This window comes from Arthrobacter sp. U41, assembly GCF_007679325.1.
In the GTDB taxonomy this organism is placed as follows: domain Bacteria; phylum Actinomycetota; class Actinomycetes; order Actinomycetales; family Micrococcaceae; genus Arthrobacter.
In genome coordinates, this window is the sequence record NZ_VEGI01000005.1 from 159,900 (window position 1) to 179,299 (window position 19,400).

Sequence of the window (19,400 nt, forward strand, 5' to 3'; positions counted from 1 at the left end):
AGAAAGCACCATGGCACTGCCATCCGGCAGTGCCATGGTGCTTCAGGACCTACTTGAGGAAGTCAGGGACATCCAGGTCATCGGAGTGGCGTCCGGACAGATCCGGCTCCACGACAGAGGGAAGGTCGACGTCGAATCCGGAGTCTGCAGGGACCGCGGACGGGCGCTGCTGGCCCCAGCCGCCGTAACCTGAAGCGCCCACCGTGGCGTGCAGCGGCTGGACCTGGGCCGAGGCCGGAGCCTGGGCCGGAGCCGGGGCTGCCGCCGGCGCCGCCGGGCGCTGCGGTGCGGCCTGCGGAAGGGACTGGTCCATGGAGGGCGAGGTGGCCTTGACGTCGTCGAAGCCGGCGGCGATGACGGTGACGCGCGCTTCGTCGCCGAGCGCATCGTCGATAACCGCACCGAAGATGATGTTGGCTTCGGGGTGGGCGACTTCCTGGACCAGCCGGGCAGCCTCATTGATTTCGAAGAGGCCCAGGTCCGAGCCGCCCTGGATGGACAGCAGGACGCCGTGGGCACCGTCAATGGATGCTTCCAGCAGCGGCGAGGCGATGGCCAGCTCCGCAGCCTTGACGGCGCGGTCCTCGCCGCGGGCCGAGCCGATGCCCATCAGGGCCGAGCCTGCGCCCTGCATCACGGACTTGACGTCGGCGAAGTCGAGGTTGATCAGGCCGGGGGTGGTGATCAGGTCGGTGATGCCCTGGACACCGGACAGCAGGACCTGGTCGGCGGAACGGAACGCGTCCAGCACGGAGACGTTGCGGTCGCTGATGGACAGCAGGCGGTCGTTCGGGATGACGATGAGCGTGTCGACCTCATCGCGGAGGGCGTCGATGCCGGCCTCCGCGGAGCCGGCGCGGCGGCGGCCTTCGAAGGTGAAGGGGCGGGTGACGACGCCGATGGTCAGCGCGCCCAGGGAGCGTGCGATCCGGGCCACGACGGGCGCGCCGCCGGTGCCGGTGCCGCCGCCCTCGCCGGCGGTGACGAACACCATGTCGGCGCCGCGGATCACCTCTTCGATTTCCTCAGCGTGGTCCTCGGCAGCCTGCCGGCCGACCTCGGGATTCGCACCGGCGCCCAGCCCGCGCGTCAGCTCACGCCCGATGTCGAGCTTGACGTCTGCATCGCTCATCAACAATGCCTGCGCATCGGTGTTGACCGCGATGAACTCGACGCCGCGAAGACCGACCTCGATCATGCGGTTGACTGCGTTCACGCCACCGCCGCCGATGCCGACGACCTTGATGACGGCCAAGTAATTCTGCGGAGCTGCCACGTTACGTGTCCCTTGTTCGTGTTCTATTGCGAAAACTGATGGAGTCGGGCTTGAAGCTTTGAACCTTAACCTTCGACTTGAAGGTTATAGTTATGTCAAGTAACTCATGCTGTGACGCTATTTCCTTGTGTGATGACATTCAATAACCGGCGCCGCGTGTCGCGGTAATACCGCAGAAATCGCCTCTTGTGGTGCTGCCTTGGTGCCGGTCATCACGGCCGCGTGGTGCCGTGCCGGCGCCGGAGTTGGGCGCCAGGCGCCAGCCCTGGCTGCCGCCCACGCCGGTCTGAGGTCAAGTGATTGGCGGCTATCGGGTGACAGGGTGCCGCGGGACACTGACGTCGTAGATCCGGACCGGGTTCTTCGGGTCCGCGGGCACCTTCAGCAGGGCCTCGAGGACCTTCGCCTTCAGCTCCTTCTCCCCCGCGTTGCCCCACACGATCGTCTGGCCGTCAACGAGCTTGAGTTCAACGGCATCCACCGACTTCGCCGAAGCGTTGGAGAGCCGGGCGAGCACGTCCGCGGGCAGCGCGCCCAGGACCCCGGTGATGGCATGGAACAGGTCCTTGGGCAGCGTGCCTCCCCCGCCGTCGATGACCGGGAGCTTGACCGCCGCGGGGTCGGCGGAGTCGCTGAGTTTCACCCCGTCGGCGTCCACCAGCTGGTGCGCCTTGCCCTGTCTGACCAGGGCCACCGGCACGCGTTCGGTCACCTTGACCTGCAGCGTCGACGGCGGCCGGGCCTGAGTGGTGACTTCCTTGACCTGGACCAGCGGCTGCAGGAGGGCAGTGACGTCGCCGTCGCTGATCTGCGGCAGGGGTTTGCCCTGCAGCGGGGCGAGGGCCTTCTGGACCTGGGCTGCCGTCAGCAGTTTCGTCCCCTCCACGCTCACTGTCTGCAGCGCGAGGACCGGAGAGTAGACAGCCCCGGCGACGATCCCCGCCACCAGCACCGCCAGGGCGGCGATGGTGCCCTGGATGATGCGTCTGCGGCGTCTGGCTTTTGGTTCGGGGAAGGACAGCACATTGTCCCGGGCTGACAAGGCCGTCTGCTTTGATCCGGTTGCGGGCGCAGCTGCGGGGCCTGCAGCGGGTCCCCGTGCGGGGACTCCGGCTACGGGACCACTGGCGGCGGTACCTGTGCCGGCTCTGCTGTCCTTGGAGGCAGAGATGACATCCGGAGCCGCCGGGTCCCCGCTCCCGGACGGGGACCGGCCAGCGCCAGCCGTGTAACCGGGGCGGCGGGTGCTAGGCACCGGACACTCCGTCGTTCCGATCAGCACTGCCGTTCCGATCGGCACTGCCGTTCCGGTCAGCAGCGTCGTCCAGGGCCGCAACGATCAGCGGCCCGTAGGCCGTGACGTCGCCGGCGCCGACGGTGAGCACGATGTCCCCCGGCCCGGCGGCGGACACGATCGACTGCACTGCCTCCGTGCCCGGTCCGACGAGCCTCCCGCCGGCGCCGAGGTGCGCGGCGATCAGCTGGCTGCTCACACCCGGAATCGGGTCCTCGCGGGCGGGATAGATGTCCAGCACCAGGGCCGTGTCCGCCGTGTTGAGCGCCGCGGCGAACTCTTCGGCGAATTCCCGGGTCCGGGAAAACAGGTGCGGCTGGAAGAGGACGTGCAACTTGTGGCCGCCGGCTACTGACCGTGCCGCGGACAGGGCCGCCCGTACTTCGGTGGGGTGGTGCGCGTAGTCGTCGTAGACCCGGACGCCGCGGCCCTCCCCCTTGAATTCGAAGCGTCGGGACGCCCCCGTGAAGTGCGACAGGGCGCCGGCGGCAACCGCGGGGTCCACACCGAGTTCAAGGGCGACGGCGAATGCCGCCGCCGCGTTGAGGGCGTTGTGCCGCCCGGGAACGTGCAGCTCGAGGGGGAAGCGGCCGGCGGGCGTGGTGATGGCAACGTCCCCCGGGCCACCGTCGTGCAGCACAAGCTGGGCGTCATCGCCGGTGCCGTAGAGCACCACGCGGGTGTTGCCGCGCTCGAGGGTCCGCAGCGCCAGGGCCTTGGCTCCGGCGTCGTCCGCGCAGGCAACCAGCACACCGTCGGCCGGGAGCAGGGCGGTGAAGCGGTCGAAGGAGGCGTAGACGGCCTCGGCGGTGCCGTAGTGGTCGAGGTGGTCCGGTTCGACGTTGGTCACAACGGCGATCTGCGGGCGGTAGTTCAGGAAGGACCCGTCGGATTCGTCCGCTTCCGCGACGAAGATCGGGGTGCTGCCGCTGGCGGCGTTGACGCCCAGGGCGGGCACGTTCGCGCCGATGGCGAACGACGGGTCCAGGCCCGCGCCCTGCAGGAGGACGGCAATCATGGACGTGGTGGTGGACTTGCCGTGCGTGCCGGCCACGGTCACCGCGGTGTCCTGCGCCATGGCGGCCGCGAGTGCCTCGGAGCGGTGGAGCACCGGCAGCCCGGCAGCCCGGGCCGCTGCCAGTTCGGGATTGTCCGGGCGGATGGCCGAGCCCGCAACAACGCTTTGAGCGTCGCCCAGGTTGGCGGCGTCGTAGCCGACGCAGATCCGGGCGCCGGCCGCGGCGAGGTCTGCCATGACCGGCAGGTCCTTGGCGTCGGAGCCGCTGATTGACAGCCCGCGGGCCACCATGATGCGGGCCACGGCGGACATTCCCACGCCGCCGATGCCGATGAAATGCACCCGGCCGAGGGACTCCGCGGTGCGGGTGGCCGTGGTGGTGTGCTGGTGTTCGGGCTGGGTCATTCCGCTACCGCTTCCTGCCGTGCTGCTTCGAGGGCTTTTCTGATGGTGCGTACACTTGGGCCGTTTCCAGGATGAGGTCTGCCATGCGCTGGTCAGCGTCACGGATACCGAGCTTTTCGGCGCTGGCCGCCATGACCGCGAGCCTGTCCTTATCCTGCAGCAACGGGATGATGTGCTCGCGGACCCAGGCGGGCGAAAACGTGCCGTCCTCCACGAGGAGGGCGCCGCCCGCCTCGACGAGTCCGGCGGCGTTGAGCGCCTGTTCGCCGTTGCCGATCGGCAGCGGAACAAAGACTGCCGGAACGCCGACGGCGGCGACCTCGCAGACGGTCGCGGCACCGGAGCGTGCCAGCAGCAGGTCCGCAGCGGCGTACACCGTTTCCATCCCGTCGACGTATTCGCGCTGCTGGTAGCCGGGTGCTGCGAGCGGCTTTCCGTCGGCGTCGTGGACGGCCTTGCCCCGTCCGGTGATGTGCAGGGTCTGGATGCCGGACTCCGCCAGGAGACCGACCGACGCCGCGATGGTGCGGTTGATGCTCTGGGCGCCGGAGGAGCCGCCGGTTACGATCAGGGCCGGACGGTCCGGGTCCAGTCCGAGGGCCGCCCGTGCCGCGGCCCTGGCCGCGGACCGGTTAAGGTTGGAGATTTCCCGGCGCATCGGCATGCCGACGTGGCGGGAGGCGCCCAGCCGGGTCCCTGCGAAAGCGACGGCAACGTGTCCGCCCAGCCGTGCCCCCACCCGGTTCGCCAGTCCGGGGCGCGTGTTCGCCTCGTGGATGACGATGGGGATCTTGCGGCGCCGTGCCGCAAGGTACATCGGCGTGCACACATAGCCGCCGACGCCGACCAGGACGTCCGCTTTGGCGTCCTCCAGGATGACACCGGCCTGCTTCACGGCGCCGACCAGCCGTCCCGGCAGCCGGAGCAGGTCCAGCGAGGGCCGCCGGGGGAAGGGAACCCGGCGGATGGTGGCGAGGTCCACCCCAGCGGCCGGCACCAACCGGGCTTCCATGCCGCCCGGAGTTCCCACGGCGAGAAGCCTCACGTCGGGGCGGGTCTCCCGAAGCGCGTGCGCGATGGCCAGGAGCGGGCTGATGTGTCCGGCTGTTCCACCGCCGGCAAGGACAACGGACAAAGACGACTCGGTATTCATAAAGGCCTATTTACGCTTTCGTGCGGGGTTTTTTGGGGCGGGAGTTCGGGTGGACGGCGTGCGGGCGGCCGGCGTTCCTGGGGCCGGAGGTGTGGCAGCCGGTGTCCTGGTGGAAGGCGCTGTACGGGCTGCGGTGTTGGCCCGCGGCGTCCTGACGGCGCTGCCGTCGGCGGTCCTCGCTTGGGTCCTTACTGGGCCGCCGGCCGTTGTGCCGGCTTTGGTTTTGGCTGATTTGCCGGGTGCGGCCGTTGCCGCCCTGCGTGCCGCGATCCGCTTCCGCAGCGACGCCGCCAGCCCGGCCGGCCCGAACCGGGTGAGCCGTTTCGGCTGGAGCCCCGGTGCCATTTGTGCCCGGGCCAGGGACAACACTACGCCGATTGCGCACAAGGACATGAGCAGGGCCGAGCCGCCGTAGGAAATGAACGGGAGCGGGATTCCCACCACCGGAGCGAGGCCGGTGACCACGGCCATGTTGACGGTCGCCTGGCCCAGCAGCCAGACCATGATGGTGCCGGCCAGGACGCGGTGGAACATGTCTTTCTGGGCCACCACAACCCGGTAGATGGCGGTGCCGAGGATGGCGAAGAGCACCAGCACCACGAGGGTTCCCACCAGTCCCAGTTCCTCGCCGATGATGGCGAAGATGAAGTCATTGTGTGCTTCCGGGATCCAGCTGTATTTCTGCCGGCTCTGCCCCAGCCCCACCCCGAACCAACCGCCGGACGCCAGGCCGTACAGGCCGTTGGTCGACTGGTAGTTCAGGTCGGAGCCGTCCGCGCAGGTCTGCCCCGTCCAGGACAGGATGCGGCAGACACGGTTGGGGCTGGTGATGGCCATAACGACCGTGCCCGCGGCGATGATGACGCCGGCGATCCCGAACAGGTACAGCCGCACCCCGGCGAAGAACAGGGCGGCCGCCGTGATCATCATGACGATCATGGCGGTGCCGAGGTCGTTGCCCATCAGGATGAGCCCGACAATTCCGGCGGCCCCCGGGACCACAGGGACGAGGACATGCTTCGTTTGGGACAGGAGTTTGGCTTTGCGGTCCAGCACCGTGGCCATCCAGAGCGCCAGCGCCAGTTTGGCGGCCTCGGACGGCTGGAACGTGAAGGGTCCGACGTCGATCCAGTTTTTGTTGCCGAGGGCGCTGCGGCCGATGACCAGCACCAGCAACAGCAGCACGAACGCGACGATGATGGCGATCCAGGCGCCGCGCTTGAGCCAGACCACGTTGACCCGGGAAAGCAGGAACATGCTAAACAGGCCGATCCCGGCGAATAGCCCCTGCTTGAGGGCTGCCGTGTACGGAGACTCCCCCGCTGCGATGGCCTCGACGCTGGAGGCGGAGAGCACCATCAGGATGCCGATCGCCGTCAGCGCGAGGGTGGAGCCCAGGATCAGGTAGTACGTGGAACCGTTGCGGGACTTCCCCGTTCCTTCGAGGGCGGACCAGAACCCCCGGTACCAGTCCCGGACTGTGTGGCCGACCGCCTGCAGGCCTGATGGTGCCTGGGCAGGCGCCGTCCTGGCCGCCGTTGGCATGGTTGCGGCCGGGGAGGCCGCGGGCGAAGGTGTGGGCGTGCTGACCATAGTTACTCCTTGCTGGTCTGAGCCTGCCCTTCCACGAGCTCGCGGACAGCTTCGATGAAGGCGTCGCCACGGTGAGCGTAGGAAGAGAACTGGTCCATGGATGCAGCCGCCGGGGCCAGGAGCACAGTGTCCCCGGAGGCGGCAAGCTGCGCCGCCGCAGCGACGGCCCGGGCCATCACAGTCTCACCGAATATCGGTGAGGGTCCTGCTTGGGCGTCGGCCGTAGCGGCAGTCTGCACCTCTTCAGTTTCGCCCTTCGCTTCGCCGATCACGGGGACATCCGGCGCGTGTCGCTGGAGGGCGGACCGCAGATCGCTGGAGTCCGCCCCGATCAGGACCACGGCTTTGAGCCGGCGGGCGTGCTCCTGGACCAGCGCCTCGTAGTTCACTCCCTTGGACAGTCCGCCCGCGATCCACACGACGTTTTCGAACGCCGAGAGGGACGCTGCGGCCGCATGCGGGTTGGTGGCTTTGGAGTCATTGACCCAGAGCACACCGTTGTGCCGGGCGACGAGCTGGATGCGGTGGTCCCCCGGCAGGTGGTTCAGCAGGCCCTTGCGGACGGCGGACGGCTCCACGCCGTAGGCCCGGACCAGGGCCGCCGCTGCCAGGGCGTTGGCCACCATGTGGCGTGGAGCGACGGCGCCGAGGTCAGAGACGGACGCCAGTTCGGCGGCGCTGTCCTTGCGCTCGGCGATGAAGGCGCGGTCCACCAGGAGGCCCTCGACGACGCCGAGCATGCTGACGGCCGGCGTGACGGTGGTGAAGGCCACTGCCCGGCAGCCTTCGACGACGTCGGCGTCCTCCACCATACGCTCGGTTTCGATCTGTTCGGCGTTGTAGATGCAGGCCTTTTGGGTGTTTTCGTAGACCTTTGCCTTGTCCGCCAGGTACGACGCGTAGGACCCGTGCCAGTCCACGTGGTCCTCGGCGACGTTGAGGCAGACGCTCGCCACCGGGGAGACGGAATTGCTCCAGTGCAGCTGGAAGCTGGAGAGTTCGACGGCGAAGACGTCGTAGTCCACCGGGTCGCGCAGGGCGTCCAGGATGGGCGTGCCGACGTTGCCGACGGCGATGGCTTTGAGTCCTGCGGCCTGCAGCATCGATTCGGTCAGCCCCACAGTGGTGGTCTTTCCGTTGGTGCCGGTGATGGTGAGCCAGTCCGCGGTCTTGCGTCCTTTGCGTTCGCGGACCCGCCACGCGAGTTCGACGTCGCCCCAGACCGGGATGTGGGCCCTGGCTGCGGCCGCGAGCAGTGCCTGGTCCGGGCGCCAGCCCGGGGAGGTGACGATCAGGTCCGGCTTTGCACCGTCGATTGTGGGGATGGTGTCGACGGCGTCCTCGCCCAGCAGGACGTCGGCGGCCCCGACGATCCGCAGGGTGTCCGCCTGGGCCTGGGCCTTCGGTCCCGTGGCGGCGTCCACGACGACGACGCGGGCGCCGAGTTCGATCAGGGTGTCGGCGGCGGCGAAGCCGGAGATCCCGATGCCGGTGACGACCACGCGCAACCCGGCCCAGTCGGAGTCCCAGGTGACCAGGTTCTCGAGCCGGGGTGACGTGGTGAGGGGCGCGGGAATCGGACTCGTCACAGCAGTACCACCCATTCGGCGTAGAAAATGCCCAGTCCGGCGGCGACGAAGAGTCCGCACAGGATCCAGAACCGGACCACCACCGTGACTTCCGCCCAGCCTTTGAGCTCAAAGTGGTGCTGGAGCGGGGCCATCTTGAAGAACCGTTTGCCCTTGGTGATTTTGAAGTAGCCCACCTGGATGATGACCGACAGGGTGATCAGGACGAAGAGGCCGCCGATGAAGGCGAGCAGCAGTTCGGTCCGGGACAGGATCGCAAAACCCGCGACGGCGCCGCCGATGGCGAGCGACCCGGTGTCGCCCATGAAGATTTTCGCCGGGGAGGTGTTCCACCACAGGAAGCCGACCAACGCCGCGCTGAGGATGGCGGCGAGCAGGGCCAGGTCCAGCGGGTCCCGGACGATGTAGCAGCCTGAGCCGGCCTGCCGCGGCGAACCGCATGACTGGTTGCTCTGCCAGATGCCCATCAGCGTGTAGGCGCCAAAGACCATGATGGAGGCGCCGGCGGCCAGGCCGTCGAGGCCGTCCGTCAGGTTCACGCCGTTCGTGGCGGCGGTGATGATGAGGTTCGACCACAGCACGAAGAGGATGGTGCCCAGGAGGGTGCCGGCGAAGGCGAGGTTCAGCCACGGGATGTCCCGGACAAGGGAGATCTGGTACGACGCGGGCGTCACACCGTTCTCGTCCGGGAAGTAGAGGGCGAGGATCGCGAAGATGATGCCCACGGCTGCTTGCAGGATCAGTTTGGCCTTGGCGTTCAGGCCGAGGCTGCGCTGCTTGGAGATCTTGATGAAGTCATCCAGGAAGCCCACCAGCCCCATGCCGACCATCAGGAACAGCAGCAGCAGGGCCGAGGCGGACGGGCCCGGCGAGGCCGGGTTGATCATCCACATGACAAGGTGGGTGATGCCGTAGCTCGCCAGCACCGCCAGGACCACCACCGTGCCTCCCATGGTGGGCGTGCCGCGCTTGGTGTGGTGGGTGGTGGGTCCGTCATCCCGGATGAATTGCCCGTAGCTCTTCCGAACCAGGAACCGGATAAACAGCGGTGTGCCCAGGAAGGCAAACAGCAAGGCCAGCCCGGCCCCCATCAGCAGTGCAATCACAGCAGCGCACTCCCTTCAGTGGCGGTTCCGGCCGTATCTCCGGCAGCGTTTTCGGCAGCCTGTCCTTTTGCGGAAACCGCAGCGGTCCCGGGGGCCTGTGGGGGTAATGCTATCCGATCGCCCAGATGGCGCAGCCCGATGCTGTTGGAAGACTTGAACAGCACCAGGTCACCGGGCTCAAGCTCCGCCTGCAAGAGCTGGTAGGCCTCTTCCGGCGTCTCCGCGAAGACGCATTCGTTGCCCCAGGACCCCTCGTTGACGGCGGAGACGTAGAGCGAGCGGGCCTCGCGGCCCACCACGACGAGCCGGGAGATATTGAGCCGGACCACTTGCGTGCCCACGGCCATGTGTTCGCGGATGGAGTCGGGGCCCAGTTCGAGCATGGCCCCGAGTACGGCCCAGGTCCGGCGGCCCCGTCCCAGGTCCGCGAGCGTGCGCAAGGCAGCGCGCATGGACTCCGGGTTGGCGTTGTACGCATCGTTGATGACGGTGACGCCGTCGGCCCGCTCGGTGCGTTCCATCCGCCAGCGGCTGGCGGCGGTCTGGGCGCTGAGGGAAGCGGCGATCCGTGCGGCCGGCACGCCGGCGGCGTGGGCGGCCGCCGCTGCGGCCAGCAGGTTGGCGATGTGGTGCGCCCCGATCAGTTTGGCTGAGACGTGGTGCCCGGTGGTGCCGCCGGGCAGGAAAAGTTCGAATTCGGGGCTGCCGCCGGCATTCAGTTCGACTCGCTCGGCGCGGACCCGGTCAGCGGCTGCTCCTGAACCGGCTCCTCCTCCACCAGCTGCGTCGGATCCGTCTCCGCGGGCGGGCTGCGCGGTGAATCCCAGGACGGTGGCCCGGGTGCGTCCGGCCATGGCGGCCACCCGCGCATCGTCCAGGTTGAGGATGGCGGTCCCTTCGGACGGCAGGGCTTCGACGAGTTCGCCCTTCGCGAGGGCAATGTTCTCGACGCCGCCGAATTCCCCGGCGTGGGCGGTGCCGACGCCAAGAACCACACCGATGTCGGGACGGACCATGTCCGCCAGGTAGCTGATGTGGCCCACTCCCGTAGCGCCCATCTCGATGACGAGGTAACGGGTGTCCACGTCCGCCTTGAAGACCGTGAGCGGGACGCCGACTTCACCGTTGTAGGAACCTTGCGGTGCAACAGTGGTGCCTTCGGCGGAGAGAATGCCTGCCAGCAGGTCCTTCGTGGTGGTTTTGCCGGCGGAACCGGTGATCCCGATAACGGTGAGCGTCCCGCCGGCGGCGGCGCGGCCGGCACGGATCCGCCGGACCGCTTCCGCCGCGAGGGCGCCCATCGCGAGGACCGAATCCTGGACCACAACGGCGGGGTAGTTGACCCCGGCGTCGTCGGCGACGTCGTGCTCCACCAGCGCCAGCACGGCGCCGCGTGCGAAGGCGGCGGCAACGAAGTCGTGGCCGTCGGCCGTCTCCCCCGGCTTGGCCACGTAGAGGGAGCCTGGGGCCGCTTCCCGGGAATCGGTCACCACGGAGCCGGGGGTGATCCCCGGCTCCGCAGCCAGGCGGCCGTGGGTTATGTCGGCGATTTCCGCCGCGGTAAATGCAATCATGTCGGTTTAGGACTCTATCCGCTGGTCTTCGAGAACGGTGAATCCCCGAGCTGTCAAGGCGGAGCGGAGCTCCACCCTGTCGTCAAGGGCGAGGTTGACGCCCTTGACCTCCTGCCACACTTCGTGGCCGCGTCCCGCGACGAGGATGGTGTCCGCCGGGCCCGCGAGTTCCACGGCTTTCCGGATGGCGGCATCGCGGGGGAAAACTTCGATGATGCTGCAGTCCAGGCCCTCGCGTTCCTTCGCCTCGACAGCGCCTGCCAGGACGTCGGCGCGGATTGCCGCGGCGTCCTCGTCGTGCGGGTCGTCGTCGCTGATGATCACGGTGTCGGCGCGGCGGGCGGCGATGGCACCCATGGCGGGCCGCTTGCCCTGGTCGCGTTGGCCGGTGGCCCCAAAGACGATGATCACGCGTGACCCCGGTTCCGGGGACCGGACGGCGTCAAGTGCCCGGGCGAGGGCGTCCGGGTTGTGGGCGAAGTCCACCACCGCGGCGGGGGCGGTGGAGACGAGCTGCATGCGGCCCGGGACGGCGACCGTGAAGGGGTCGGCGGCGTCGAGGGCCGTCTGGACGGCGGCGGCGTCGTGGCCGCCCGCGAGCACCATCACAGTTGCCAGCGCGGCGTTGGCCACGTTGAAGCTCCCCGGCAGCCCGGTGTGGACCCGCAGTTCCGTGCCGTCGCGGTGGCGGAGGGTGAAGTCGGTGCCGAGTCCGCGCGGGGCCTGCCGGCTGACGGTCCAGTCCGCCGCTGCCGGCGCCCCGGTCCCGGCCATTGCCCCGGCGTCGGCGTGGGTGGCCAGCGTGGTGACCGGGATGGCTGCGGTGCCGGACAGTTTGGCGCCCCAGTCGTCGTCCACCGTGACGACGGCCTTGCTGGCCCGCGCGGGGGTGAAGAGCTCTGCTTTGGTCTGGAAGTACTCTTCCATGCTGCCGTGCAGGTCGAGGTGGTCCTGGGTCAGGTTGGTGAAGCCGGCGACGTCGAACACGACGCCGTCCACTCGCCGGAAGGAGATGGCGTGCGAGGAGACCTCCATCGAGGCCGCGTCAAGGCCGCGTTCGCGCATGAGGGCCAGCAGGGCGTGGACATCGGTGGATTCCGGCGTGGTGAGGAGGCTCGGAATCGGTTCACCGCCGGCCAGGATCTCGATGGTGCCGATCAGTCCCGTCTTCTGCCCGAGGGCCTGCAGGAGGGCGTTGATGAAGTAGGTGGTGGTGGTCTTCCCGTTCGTGCCTGTGACGCCGTAGAGGGCAGGCGACGGGGCGTCCTCCGGCCGGCTCCGGTAGATCAGCGCCGACAGCCCGCCCACGAGGCTGCGAGGTTCCTCGGCCAGCAGCACGGGAACGGCGATGTCGTGCGAGAACGCCAGAAGGCGTGCGCCGGCGTCGTCCGTCAACACGGCGGCCGCGCCGGCCTCCACCGCCTGGGAGACGAAGTCGGCCCCGTGCCGGCTCGCGCCGGGCAGGGCGACGTAGAGGTCGCCGGGCTGCACGGCGCGGGAGTTCAGGGAGATCCCGGTCACCGGGACGGAGCCGGAAGCCCCGGGGACAACGACGCCGATCGACTCGCCGATGGCTGCCAGCTGCACTGCGGCAACCGCAGTGGGCCGGAACCCCGCGGTGGACCCGGGGCCGGACGGCGCGGCGGAAGCGCCGGGGGCATTCTGATCTGACACGTGCATCTCCGTTGGTGGTGCTGGTGGATCCGGCGCTGCGCAGGGAGGGGTCCCCCGGCCCGCAGGCTCATTTTCCCGGAACAGGTTTCATGGACGGGCTGGTGCTGGTTCTTGCGCGGGTGCTACTTGGCGTACTGCGGCAACCTGACAGGCTGGCCTTTGGACGGCGGAACGTTGTACGTCCGCAGCGCCTGACTCATCACGGACCGGAACACCGGTCCGTTCGAGATGCCGTAAATATCGCCTTTGGGCCGTTGCAGGACCACTTCAACAATAAACCGCGGATCGTCCATCGGCGCCATCCCCACCATCGACGCCGTGAAGCCGCAGAACCCGGCGGTGCCGTCGTCGCACGGCGATTGCGAGGTGCCGGTCTTCGCCCCGACCCGGTAGCCGTCCAGGCCTGCTTCCTTGATCTGGCCCTCCGTAACAGCGCTCTCGAGGATGTCCCGCACCTGTTTGGCGGTGTCCGCGGAAACGATCTGCCGCGGCTCTTTCGCCGGAACCTTTTCCTCGACGCCATCGGGGGTGATGTAGCTGTCTATGAGCCGCGGCTGGAGCATCACGCCGTCGTTCGCAACGCTCTGGAAGGCCCGCACCGTCTGGAGCGTGGACTGCGAGACGCCCTGGCCAAACAGTACGGTGTATTCCTGGCGGCCGTCCCATTGCTCGTGCGGCGTCAGGATGCCCTTGGCTTCGGCGGGCAGGCCGATGTCCGGTGCCTCTCCGATGCCGAACTTCTTCAGCCAGTTATAGCGTTGCTCCTTGCTGAGTCGCTGGCCGGCCATGACCGTACCGGTGTTCATCGACCAGCCAAGGATGCCCGCCAGCGTCCGGTCCTCGGTGCCGTGGGCGAAGGCGTCGTTGAACGTCTGGCCGTTCACGGTGTACGACGACGGGATGGTGAACTTCTCGAGCGGGCTCGACTTGCCCTCCTCGATCAGGGCTGCTGCCGTGATCATCTTCTCCACCGAGCCGGGCTCGTACGCGGCGGTCACGGCACGGACGCCGCGGTCCTGTGCGTCGACTTTGCCAGGATCGTTGGGGTCCGGGGAGTTGGTGTCCGCCATGGCGATGATGTCGCCGGTCTTGATGTCCTGGACGATCACGACGCCCCATTCGGCGCTGAGTTTGTCCCGCTGGCTTTGAATGGCCTGCTGGGCGAAGTACTGCAGGTCCGAGTTCAGCGTGAGTTTGATGTCCTTGCCGTTCACGGCCGGAGTGAGCTGGTCCACGCCGACCGGGATGCGGAGCCCGTCGGCGCCGATTTCGAAGAGCCGCTTTCCGGGGGTGCCCTTGAGGATCCCGTCCTGGGTCTGCTCGAGGCCGGCCTGGCCGGTGGTGCCGTCCTGCAGGAAGCCGACGATCCCGCCGGCCACGGAGCCGTTGGGGTACACCCGCTTGCTGGTGCCTACCGTGACGATGCCCGGGATCTGCAGTTTGGAGATGCGGTCCTCGATGTCAGGCTTCACGTCCTTGGCCACAATGTAATAGGGCTTCTGGCCGGTCAGGGCATCCTTGAGCGCGGACGCATCCATGCCCAGCAGCGCGGCAAGGTCGGAGATGCCCTGGTCACGGGAAACCTCGACGAGTTCCTCCGTGCGTTCGTCAAACCGGCGGAACGTCTCGGTTTTGGTGTTGACCCGCTGGTCGACGACGACGTTGTAGCGGATGACGCTGCTGGCCAGGACCGTGCCGTTGGCATCCAGGATGCTGCCGCGTTCGGCCGGAAGCTCGATCGGGGTGAGCCTGTTCTGGAGGGCGGCCTCGGCCATGCCCCCGACGTCGAGGCCCTGGACGAGGAAAAGCTTCCCGCCGACGACCAGCAGGAGCGTCAGCATCACCCCGAGGCCCAGCCGCAGCCGCCGGGTTGCGCTCGGCACTTTCGCCTTGCGTGCCTTGCCGGTGTTCTGCGCCACGATGTTTCCTTGCTGCTTGCCTGGCTGGTGGTCCGTCCTGCTTACTGTCCCGGAACCTTCTGCGCGGGGGCGGGAACGGAGCCACCGTGGAGTTCGACGGCCGGCGCAGCGGGTTTCGGCTCCGGTTTGGGCGCGGCCGGCTTGGGCGCGGCCGGCTTGGGTGCGGCGGCTGCGGGTGCAGAGTTGGCATCCGCCTCGGCGGGTTTGCGGTTCGCGAGCGGCTCGTTGACGGTGGCGGGCGGAACGACGCTGAGCTGCCCGGCGACGGCCGGGGCGGCGATGACGGCGCCTGCGACGTCTGCCTTGACCGCGGGCTTGGCTTTGCCCGTTACGGTCAGTGTGGAGAGGTCGATTTGCCCCTTGGCGGTGGACGTGACCATGCCCAGTTCGGCGGCCTTGGCCGCCAGGTTCTGCGGGGCACCGAAGTTCTGTACCTGCTGGGTGAGGTCCTGGTTCTGCTTCGTCAGGGTGGACTGCTCGCCCCGGAGCTGCACCAGCTGGTACTGCGCGGTGGAGACGGAGATGTTCAGGACCAGCACGGCCATAAGGGCCACGGCCAGGATGCCGAAGCAGAGCACGACAAACGGGGCCCGGCGCTTCCGCGGAGCGGACCGGACCAGCGCCAGTGGAGTGCGCGCCTTCCGGGACGGGCCGGTGCCCGGGGTGAGCCCGGGCAGGGCGCGGGCGGTCGCGCCTGTGGCAACGGGGAATCTGCTGACAGCGGCGGTGCTCATGCGGCCCTCCTGGCTTTGATGCGTTCCACGGCGCGGAGCCTGGCGGACGCGGCGCGCGGGTTCTCGGCGATTTCGGCGGCGGTGGGCACTTCGGTGCCCTTCGTCAGGGTTTTCAGTTCTGCTTTGTGCTCTTCGAGCTCCACGGGGAACCCGAGGGGTGCGGAGGATTTTGAGCCGGCCTGGAAGAAGCCCTTGACGATCTTGTCTTCCAGCGAGTGGTAGGACATCACGACGACGCGGCCGCCGACGGCGATCGCGTCGATGGCTGCGGGGATGGCACGTTCCAGGACGTCAAGTTCCTCGTTGACCTCGATCCGGAGCGCCTGGAAGGTGCGTTTGGCGGGATGCCCGCCGGATTTCGCGGCGCCGGCCGGGACGACGTCGCGGATCTGTTCGACCAGCTCCCCCGTGGTGGTGAATGGCTTCGCGGCGCGGGCGGCGACGATCCGGTTGGCAATGCGGCCGGCGAATTTCTCCTCGCCCCATTTCCGGATGATCCGGACCAGGTCTTCTTCGGAGTAGTTGTTGACCACGTCGGCGGCGGTTTGGCCGCGGCTCGTATCCATGCGCATGTCCAGCGGGGCGTCGAAGGAGTACGCGAAACCGCGTTCCCGCTCGTCCAGCTGGAGGGAGGAGACCCCGAGGTCCATCAGGACTCCGTGGACCTCGGTGAAGCCGAGGTCCGCCAGGACCTCGGGAATCTCGTCGTACACCGCGTGCACCAGGTCAATCCGGTTGGCGAAGGGCTTCAGCCTCTCCCCCGCCAGCGCCAGGGCTTCCTCGTCGCGGTCGATGCCGATCAGGTGCAGGTCGGGGAAGCGCTGGAGCATGGCCTCGGAGTGGCCGCCCATGCCCAGGGTGGCGTCGATGACCACGGGGGTCTCCCCGCGGCTGCGGGCCGCCTCGAATCCGGGAGCCAACAAATTGATGCACCGGTCCTTGAGGACCGGCACATGCCGTTCGGACGTAGGCTTCGCCTGGTCAGGGTCCGTCATGCCTGCGTCCTTTCATGGTTCGGTTGAGTCTTTTGGAGGGCGGTCTGTACCTGCCGCTTCTTGATCCAGATCCCCATCCGCGCCTATCCTGCGTCCGCCTGGCTCCGGGGAAGTGAGCCAGGAGAATCCGCGGGATGGGCGGCTGGAGATCTCGGTCAAGAATCGTGCAGTGCTGCGTGGTTCCGGTGGGGATTCAGAGAATTCCCGGTATGGCATCGTCGGTCTCCGAGAAGGCCGTTTCCTTTTCGGCGAGGTACTCGTTCCAGGCCTGGGCGTCCCAGATCTCTGCGCGGGTGCCTGCACCAATTACGGCGAGTTCCCGGCCGAGTCCTGCATACTCCCGGAGCGCCGGCGGAATCGTCACGCGCCCCTGCTTGTCAGGTACCTCGTCGGAGGCTCCAGAGAGGAAAACCCGGATGTAGTCGCGAGCCTGCTTGTTGGAGATTGGAGCCTCCCGCATTTGCTCGTGAACCCGGCCGAATTCCGCCTCACTGAAGACGTAGATGCAGCGTTCCTGGCCCCTTGTGAGAACCAGTCCGCCGGCAAGCTCCTCGCGGAACTTCGCGGGAAGGATGATTCGACCTTTTTCGTCAAGACGCGGCGAATGTGTGCCGAGAAACACGGCCCACCGCCTGTCTGTTCGTAGGAAGCCCAACGTCCCCTGTGCTGCCACTACCCTCTTACGTCCTCCACATTACTCCACATCCCTCCACAGTCAACGACACGCCGAACGATTCGACGTCGATTTGTGGGAGAAACCCCTCAGCGGTTCCCTGCAATGGCAAGGATCCGGGCCTGGTGGTGCGTAGTGGAGGGATTGTGGAGTGCCGGGCGCCCGGCGCGCCCGCGGCGGCGCCTGGGAAGGGTGCAGGAAGGGCCGCAACCCTCCCGGAGGCATTCCTGCTCGCCTGTTTGCGGCCCAAATGGCCTGATTAACGGCAAAAGACCCGCCGAAGCGGGTCTTTTATGCCACCTGTGGTCTTCCGGTGGTGCGGAATGGAGTGCGGGTACTGGACCTTGTAACCGGGGGCAGGGTAACCGGGGGCAGGTGACTCAATGCCGGCGACTGGAAGCCAGCGGACGGAGGAGCGCCAGTCCGGCGGGCGGTCAGGATTCCCCGCGGTGCCTCTCGTCCCAGCGTTCCTCAAGACTGCTCATGAATGAACTCCGGGGCTTTCCGGACTTCCGGCCCGTTCCCGCGGCCTTCGCCTTCCCGGCAGCCGAACCGCGCATGGTGGCGTAGTACACCCCCGCGCCCATCACCACGAAGCCCAGGACGCCGACGAAGATGTTCTGGATCGTCACGCCAAAGAGCAGGAGGACGACGCCGGCCAGCGTGGCCAGGACTCCGATCACCAAATGCCGGGTTGACCATGAACGTCCTGCGTCCGAGCCCATCGAGCTGGCGAACTTGGGATCGTCCTCATGCAGCTGCTTCTCAAGTTGCTCCAGCAACTTCTGTTCGTGCTCCGAGAGCGGCATCACGACCTCCTTAAGTTGGCCAACGTCCAGACTGACGCGGCCAGTGTCCCTAAACCCACAACGTGTGGGATTCCCGCGTGGTTCCCCTTCGCCGCCATTGGTCGAACGGGAGTTTCCACGGCCCCTAACGGGGTGTTCAACTGGTCCTGCATTAGTCCGAACGCTCGATCCAGTCGTTCCAAACCTACGTATAAATAAGGATAGTTTGTCGCGCCCTGTTCTGAAAGATGCCGAACGTCCTGTTGACACCCTAAAGCGGGCCGCTCGCGGCCCGGATCAGCCCGAATGGTTCCCGGGGTCCAGGAGCCGGGCCGGCAGCACCGATTTTGTGCCGAATTTGCGGGTTACCTGGTCCAGGACCTGCTCGGCGGCACGCCAGTTGTCGTCCCTGCGGTCAAGGCTCAGCTGCAGGGGTGCATGGGCGGCTTCCTCGAGCTGTTCGGCGCGGATCCCCACGAGCCGCACCGTCATGGGCCGGTCACCAAGTGACTCCAGCAACTGGACGGCCACGGCGTACAGCAATTGGGCGCTGTCGATCGGGGTGCTCACCGTGCGGCTGCGGGTGATGGTGGAGAAGTCGGCGTAGCGCAATTTGAGGGCAACGGTGCGGGCGTGCATGCCGGCGCTGCGGAGCCGCTCCGCCGTCCGGTGCGAGAGCCGCAGCAGTTCCCGGTGCAGTTGCGCCTCGTCGGCGGTATCCACCGCAAAGGTCTCTTCCGCCCCGATGCTCTTCTCGAGCCGGACGGGGGTTACCGGGCGGGGGTCGATCCCCCAGGACAGGCGGTGCACGTGCTCCCCGGAAGCACCCAGCACTTTCCGCAGGGACGGCAGCGGGGACGCCGCGACGTCCGCGACGGTCCGGATGCCCATCCGGGACAGCACCTCTACGGTTTTGGCTCCGACACCCCAGAGTGCGCTGACCGGAAGGCTGTGGAGGTACGGGACCGTCTCCTCCGGACCGATGAGCAGCAGCCCGTTCGGCTTGCAGCGGGTGGACGCGATCTTCGCCACAAACTTGCTGGCGGCTATTCCCACGGACGCGGTGATGCCCAGTTCGCTGCGGACCCGGGTGCGGATAAGTTCCCCGATCTCCCGGGGCGGACCCAGCCGCCGGATGGCTCCGCCGACGTCGAGGAAAGCCTCATCCACGCTGAGCGGCTCCACCAGTTCCGTAATCGAACCGAATATATCCATGATCTGGCCGGAGACCTCGTAGTACAGCTTGTGCCGGGGCTCGATCACCACCGCGGCAGGACACATCCGCATGGCAACCGCCATGGGCATGGCGGATTTGACCCCAAACCTCCGGGCCTCGTACGAGGCGGACAGCACCACCGAGCGGTCCGCGGGGTAGCCGACAATAACGGGTCTTCCGACAAGCGCAGGACGGCTGCGCAGTTCCACGGAGACAAAGAACGCGTCCATGTCCACATGCATGATGCTGCTCCGCCGGACCTCGCGCAGTTGCGCTTCGCTGAGCCGCCTGGCTGCGCCCTGGGGAGACTGCTCCCGCTGCTGTTTATCCTTCTCCGGCCCCACAACTTCAATCCTATGCCCCGGGGCTGACTAAACTGGAGGCTGAATCCGG

The 19,400-nt window shown here is 67.7% G+C and carries 14 protein-coding genes and 1 pseudogene; all 15 read right to left on the minus strand.

Going from position 1 to position 19,400, the window contains the following annotated elements; all coding sequences use genetic code 11:
* Positions 1 to 49 precede the first annotated feature (49 nt).
* On the minus strand, positions 50 to 1,276 hold the full coding sequence (gene ftsZ, locus FS787_RS15050; RefSeq protein WP_144673586.1) for a cell division protein FtsZ: 1,227 nt from the start codon (positions 1,274 to 1,276) through the stop codon (positions 50 to 52).
* Between the two features lie 307 nt (positions 1,277 to 1,583).
* The gene (locus tag FS787_RS15055; RefSeq protein ID WP_144673588.1) at positions 1,584 to 2,531 is read right to left on the minus strand and encodes a cell division protein FtsQ/DivIB; all 948 of its coding nucleotides are present in this window, start codon (positions 2,529 to 2,531) and stop codon (positions 1,584 to 1,586) included.
* Complete coding sequence (gene murC / locus FS787_RS15060; RefSeq protein ID WP_144673590.1) at positions 2,524 to 3,993, minus strand: UDP-N-acetylmuramate--L-alanine ligase; 1,470 nt, start codon at positions 3,991 to 3,993, stop codon at positions 2,524 to 2,526. Before murC ends, FS787_RS15055 begins: the two co-directional genes overlap by 8 nt.
* A gap of 4 nt (positions 3,994 to 3,997) precedes the next feature.
* Entirely contained in the window at positions 3,998 to 5,146 is a 1,149-nt protein-coding gene (gene murG, locus FS787_RS15065; protein WP_144673592.1) for an undecaprenyldiphospho-muramoylpentapeptide beta-N-acetylglucosaminyltransferase, read from the minus strand.
* 294 nt (positions 5,147 to 5,440) lie between these two features.
* Positions 5,441 to 6,739 (minus strand): annotated as a pseudogene (gene ftsW, locus FS787_RS15070) (putative lipid II flippase FtsW); the annotation flags it as partial.
* Between the two features lie 2 nt (positions 6,740 to 6,741).
* On the minus strand, positions 6,742 to 8,343 hold the full coding sequence (murD, locus tag FS787_RS15075; RefSeq protein WP_144673596.1) for a UDP-N-acetylmuramoyl-L-alanine--D-glutamate ligase: 1,602 nt from the start codon (positions 8,341 to 8,343) through the stop codon (positions 6,742 to 6,744).
* On the minus strand, positions 8,325 to 9,434 hold the full coding sequence (gene mraY, locus FS787_RS15080; RefSeq protein ID WP_056431208.1) for a phospho-N-acetylmuramoyl-pentapeptide-transferase: 1,110 nt from the start codon (positions 9,432 to 9,434) through the stop codon (positions 8,325 to 8,327). Before mraY ends, murD begins: the two co-directional genes overlap by 19 nt.
* A complete protein-coding gene (gene murF / locus FS787_RS15085; RefSeq protein ID WP_144673598.1) occupies positions 9,431 to 11,008 on the minus strand; it encodes a UDP-N-acetylmuramoyl-tripeptide--D-alanyl-D-alanine ligase in 1,578 nt (525 codons plus the stop codon). The genes mraY and murF overlap by 4 nt, the downstream gene beginning before the upstream one ends.
* A gap of 6 nt (positions 11,009 to 11,014) precedes the next feature.
* The gene (locus FS787_RS15090) at positions 11,015 to 12,682 is read right to left on the minus strand and encodes a UDP-N-acetylmuramoyl-L-alanyl-D-glutamate--2,6-diaminopimelate ligase (protein ID WP_260982577.1); all 1,668 of its coding nucleotides are present in this window, start codon (positions 12,680 to 12,682) and stop codon (positions 11,015 to 11,017) included.
* A gap of 122 nt (positions 12,683 to 12,804) precedes the next feature.
* Complete coding sequence (locus tag FS787_RS15095; RefSeq protein WP_144673602.1) at positions 12,805 to 14,601, minus strand: penicillin-binding protein 2; 1,797 nt, start codon at positions 14,599 to 14,601, stop codon at positions 12,805 to 12,807.
* Positions 14,602 to 14,642: 41 nt separating this feature from the next.
* Positions 14,643 to 15,335 (minus strand): hypothetical protein, encoded by a 693-nt coding sequence (locus FS787_RS15100; protein ID WP_144673604.1) that lies wholly within the window; start codon positions 15,333 to 15,335, stop codon positions 14,643 to 14,645.
* On the minus strand, positions 15,332 to 16,330 hold the full coding sequence (gene rsmH, locus FS787_RS15105) for a 16S rRNA (cytosine(1402)-N(4))-methyltransferase RsmH (protein WP_144673606.1): 999 nt from the start codon (positions 16,328 to 16,330) through the stop codon (positions 15,332 to 15,334). The genes FS787_RS15100 and rsmH overlap by 4 nt, the downstream gene beginning before the upstream one ends.
* A gap of 193 nt (positions 16,331 to 16,523) precedes the next feature.
* Positions 16,524 to 16,952, minus strand: a complete 429-nt coding sequence (gene mraZ / locus FS787_RS15110) for a division/cell wall cluster transcriptional repressor MraZ (protein WP_056431195.1) — start codon at positions 16,950 to 16,952, stop codon at positions 16,524 to 16,526.
* 485 nt (positions 16,953 to 17,437) lie between these two features.
* Positions 17,438 to 17,812: a DUF3040 domain-containing protein gene (locus FS787_RS15115; RefSeq protein ID WP_144673608.1), complete on the minus strand. Its 375-nt coding sequence runs from the start codon at positions 17,810 to 17,812 to the stop codon at positions 17,438 to 17,440.
* Between the two features lie 276 nt (positions 17,813 to 18,088).
* Positions 18,089 to 19,351 carry a DNA polymerase IV gene (gene dinB, locus FS787_RS15120; protein WP_395940356.1) on the minus strand — a complete coding sequence of 421 codons (1,263 nt, stop codon included), beginning with the start codon at positions 19,349 to 19,351 and terminating at the stop codon, positions 18,089 to 18,091.
* Positions 19,352 to 19,400: the final 49 nt, after the last annotated feature.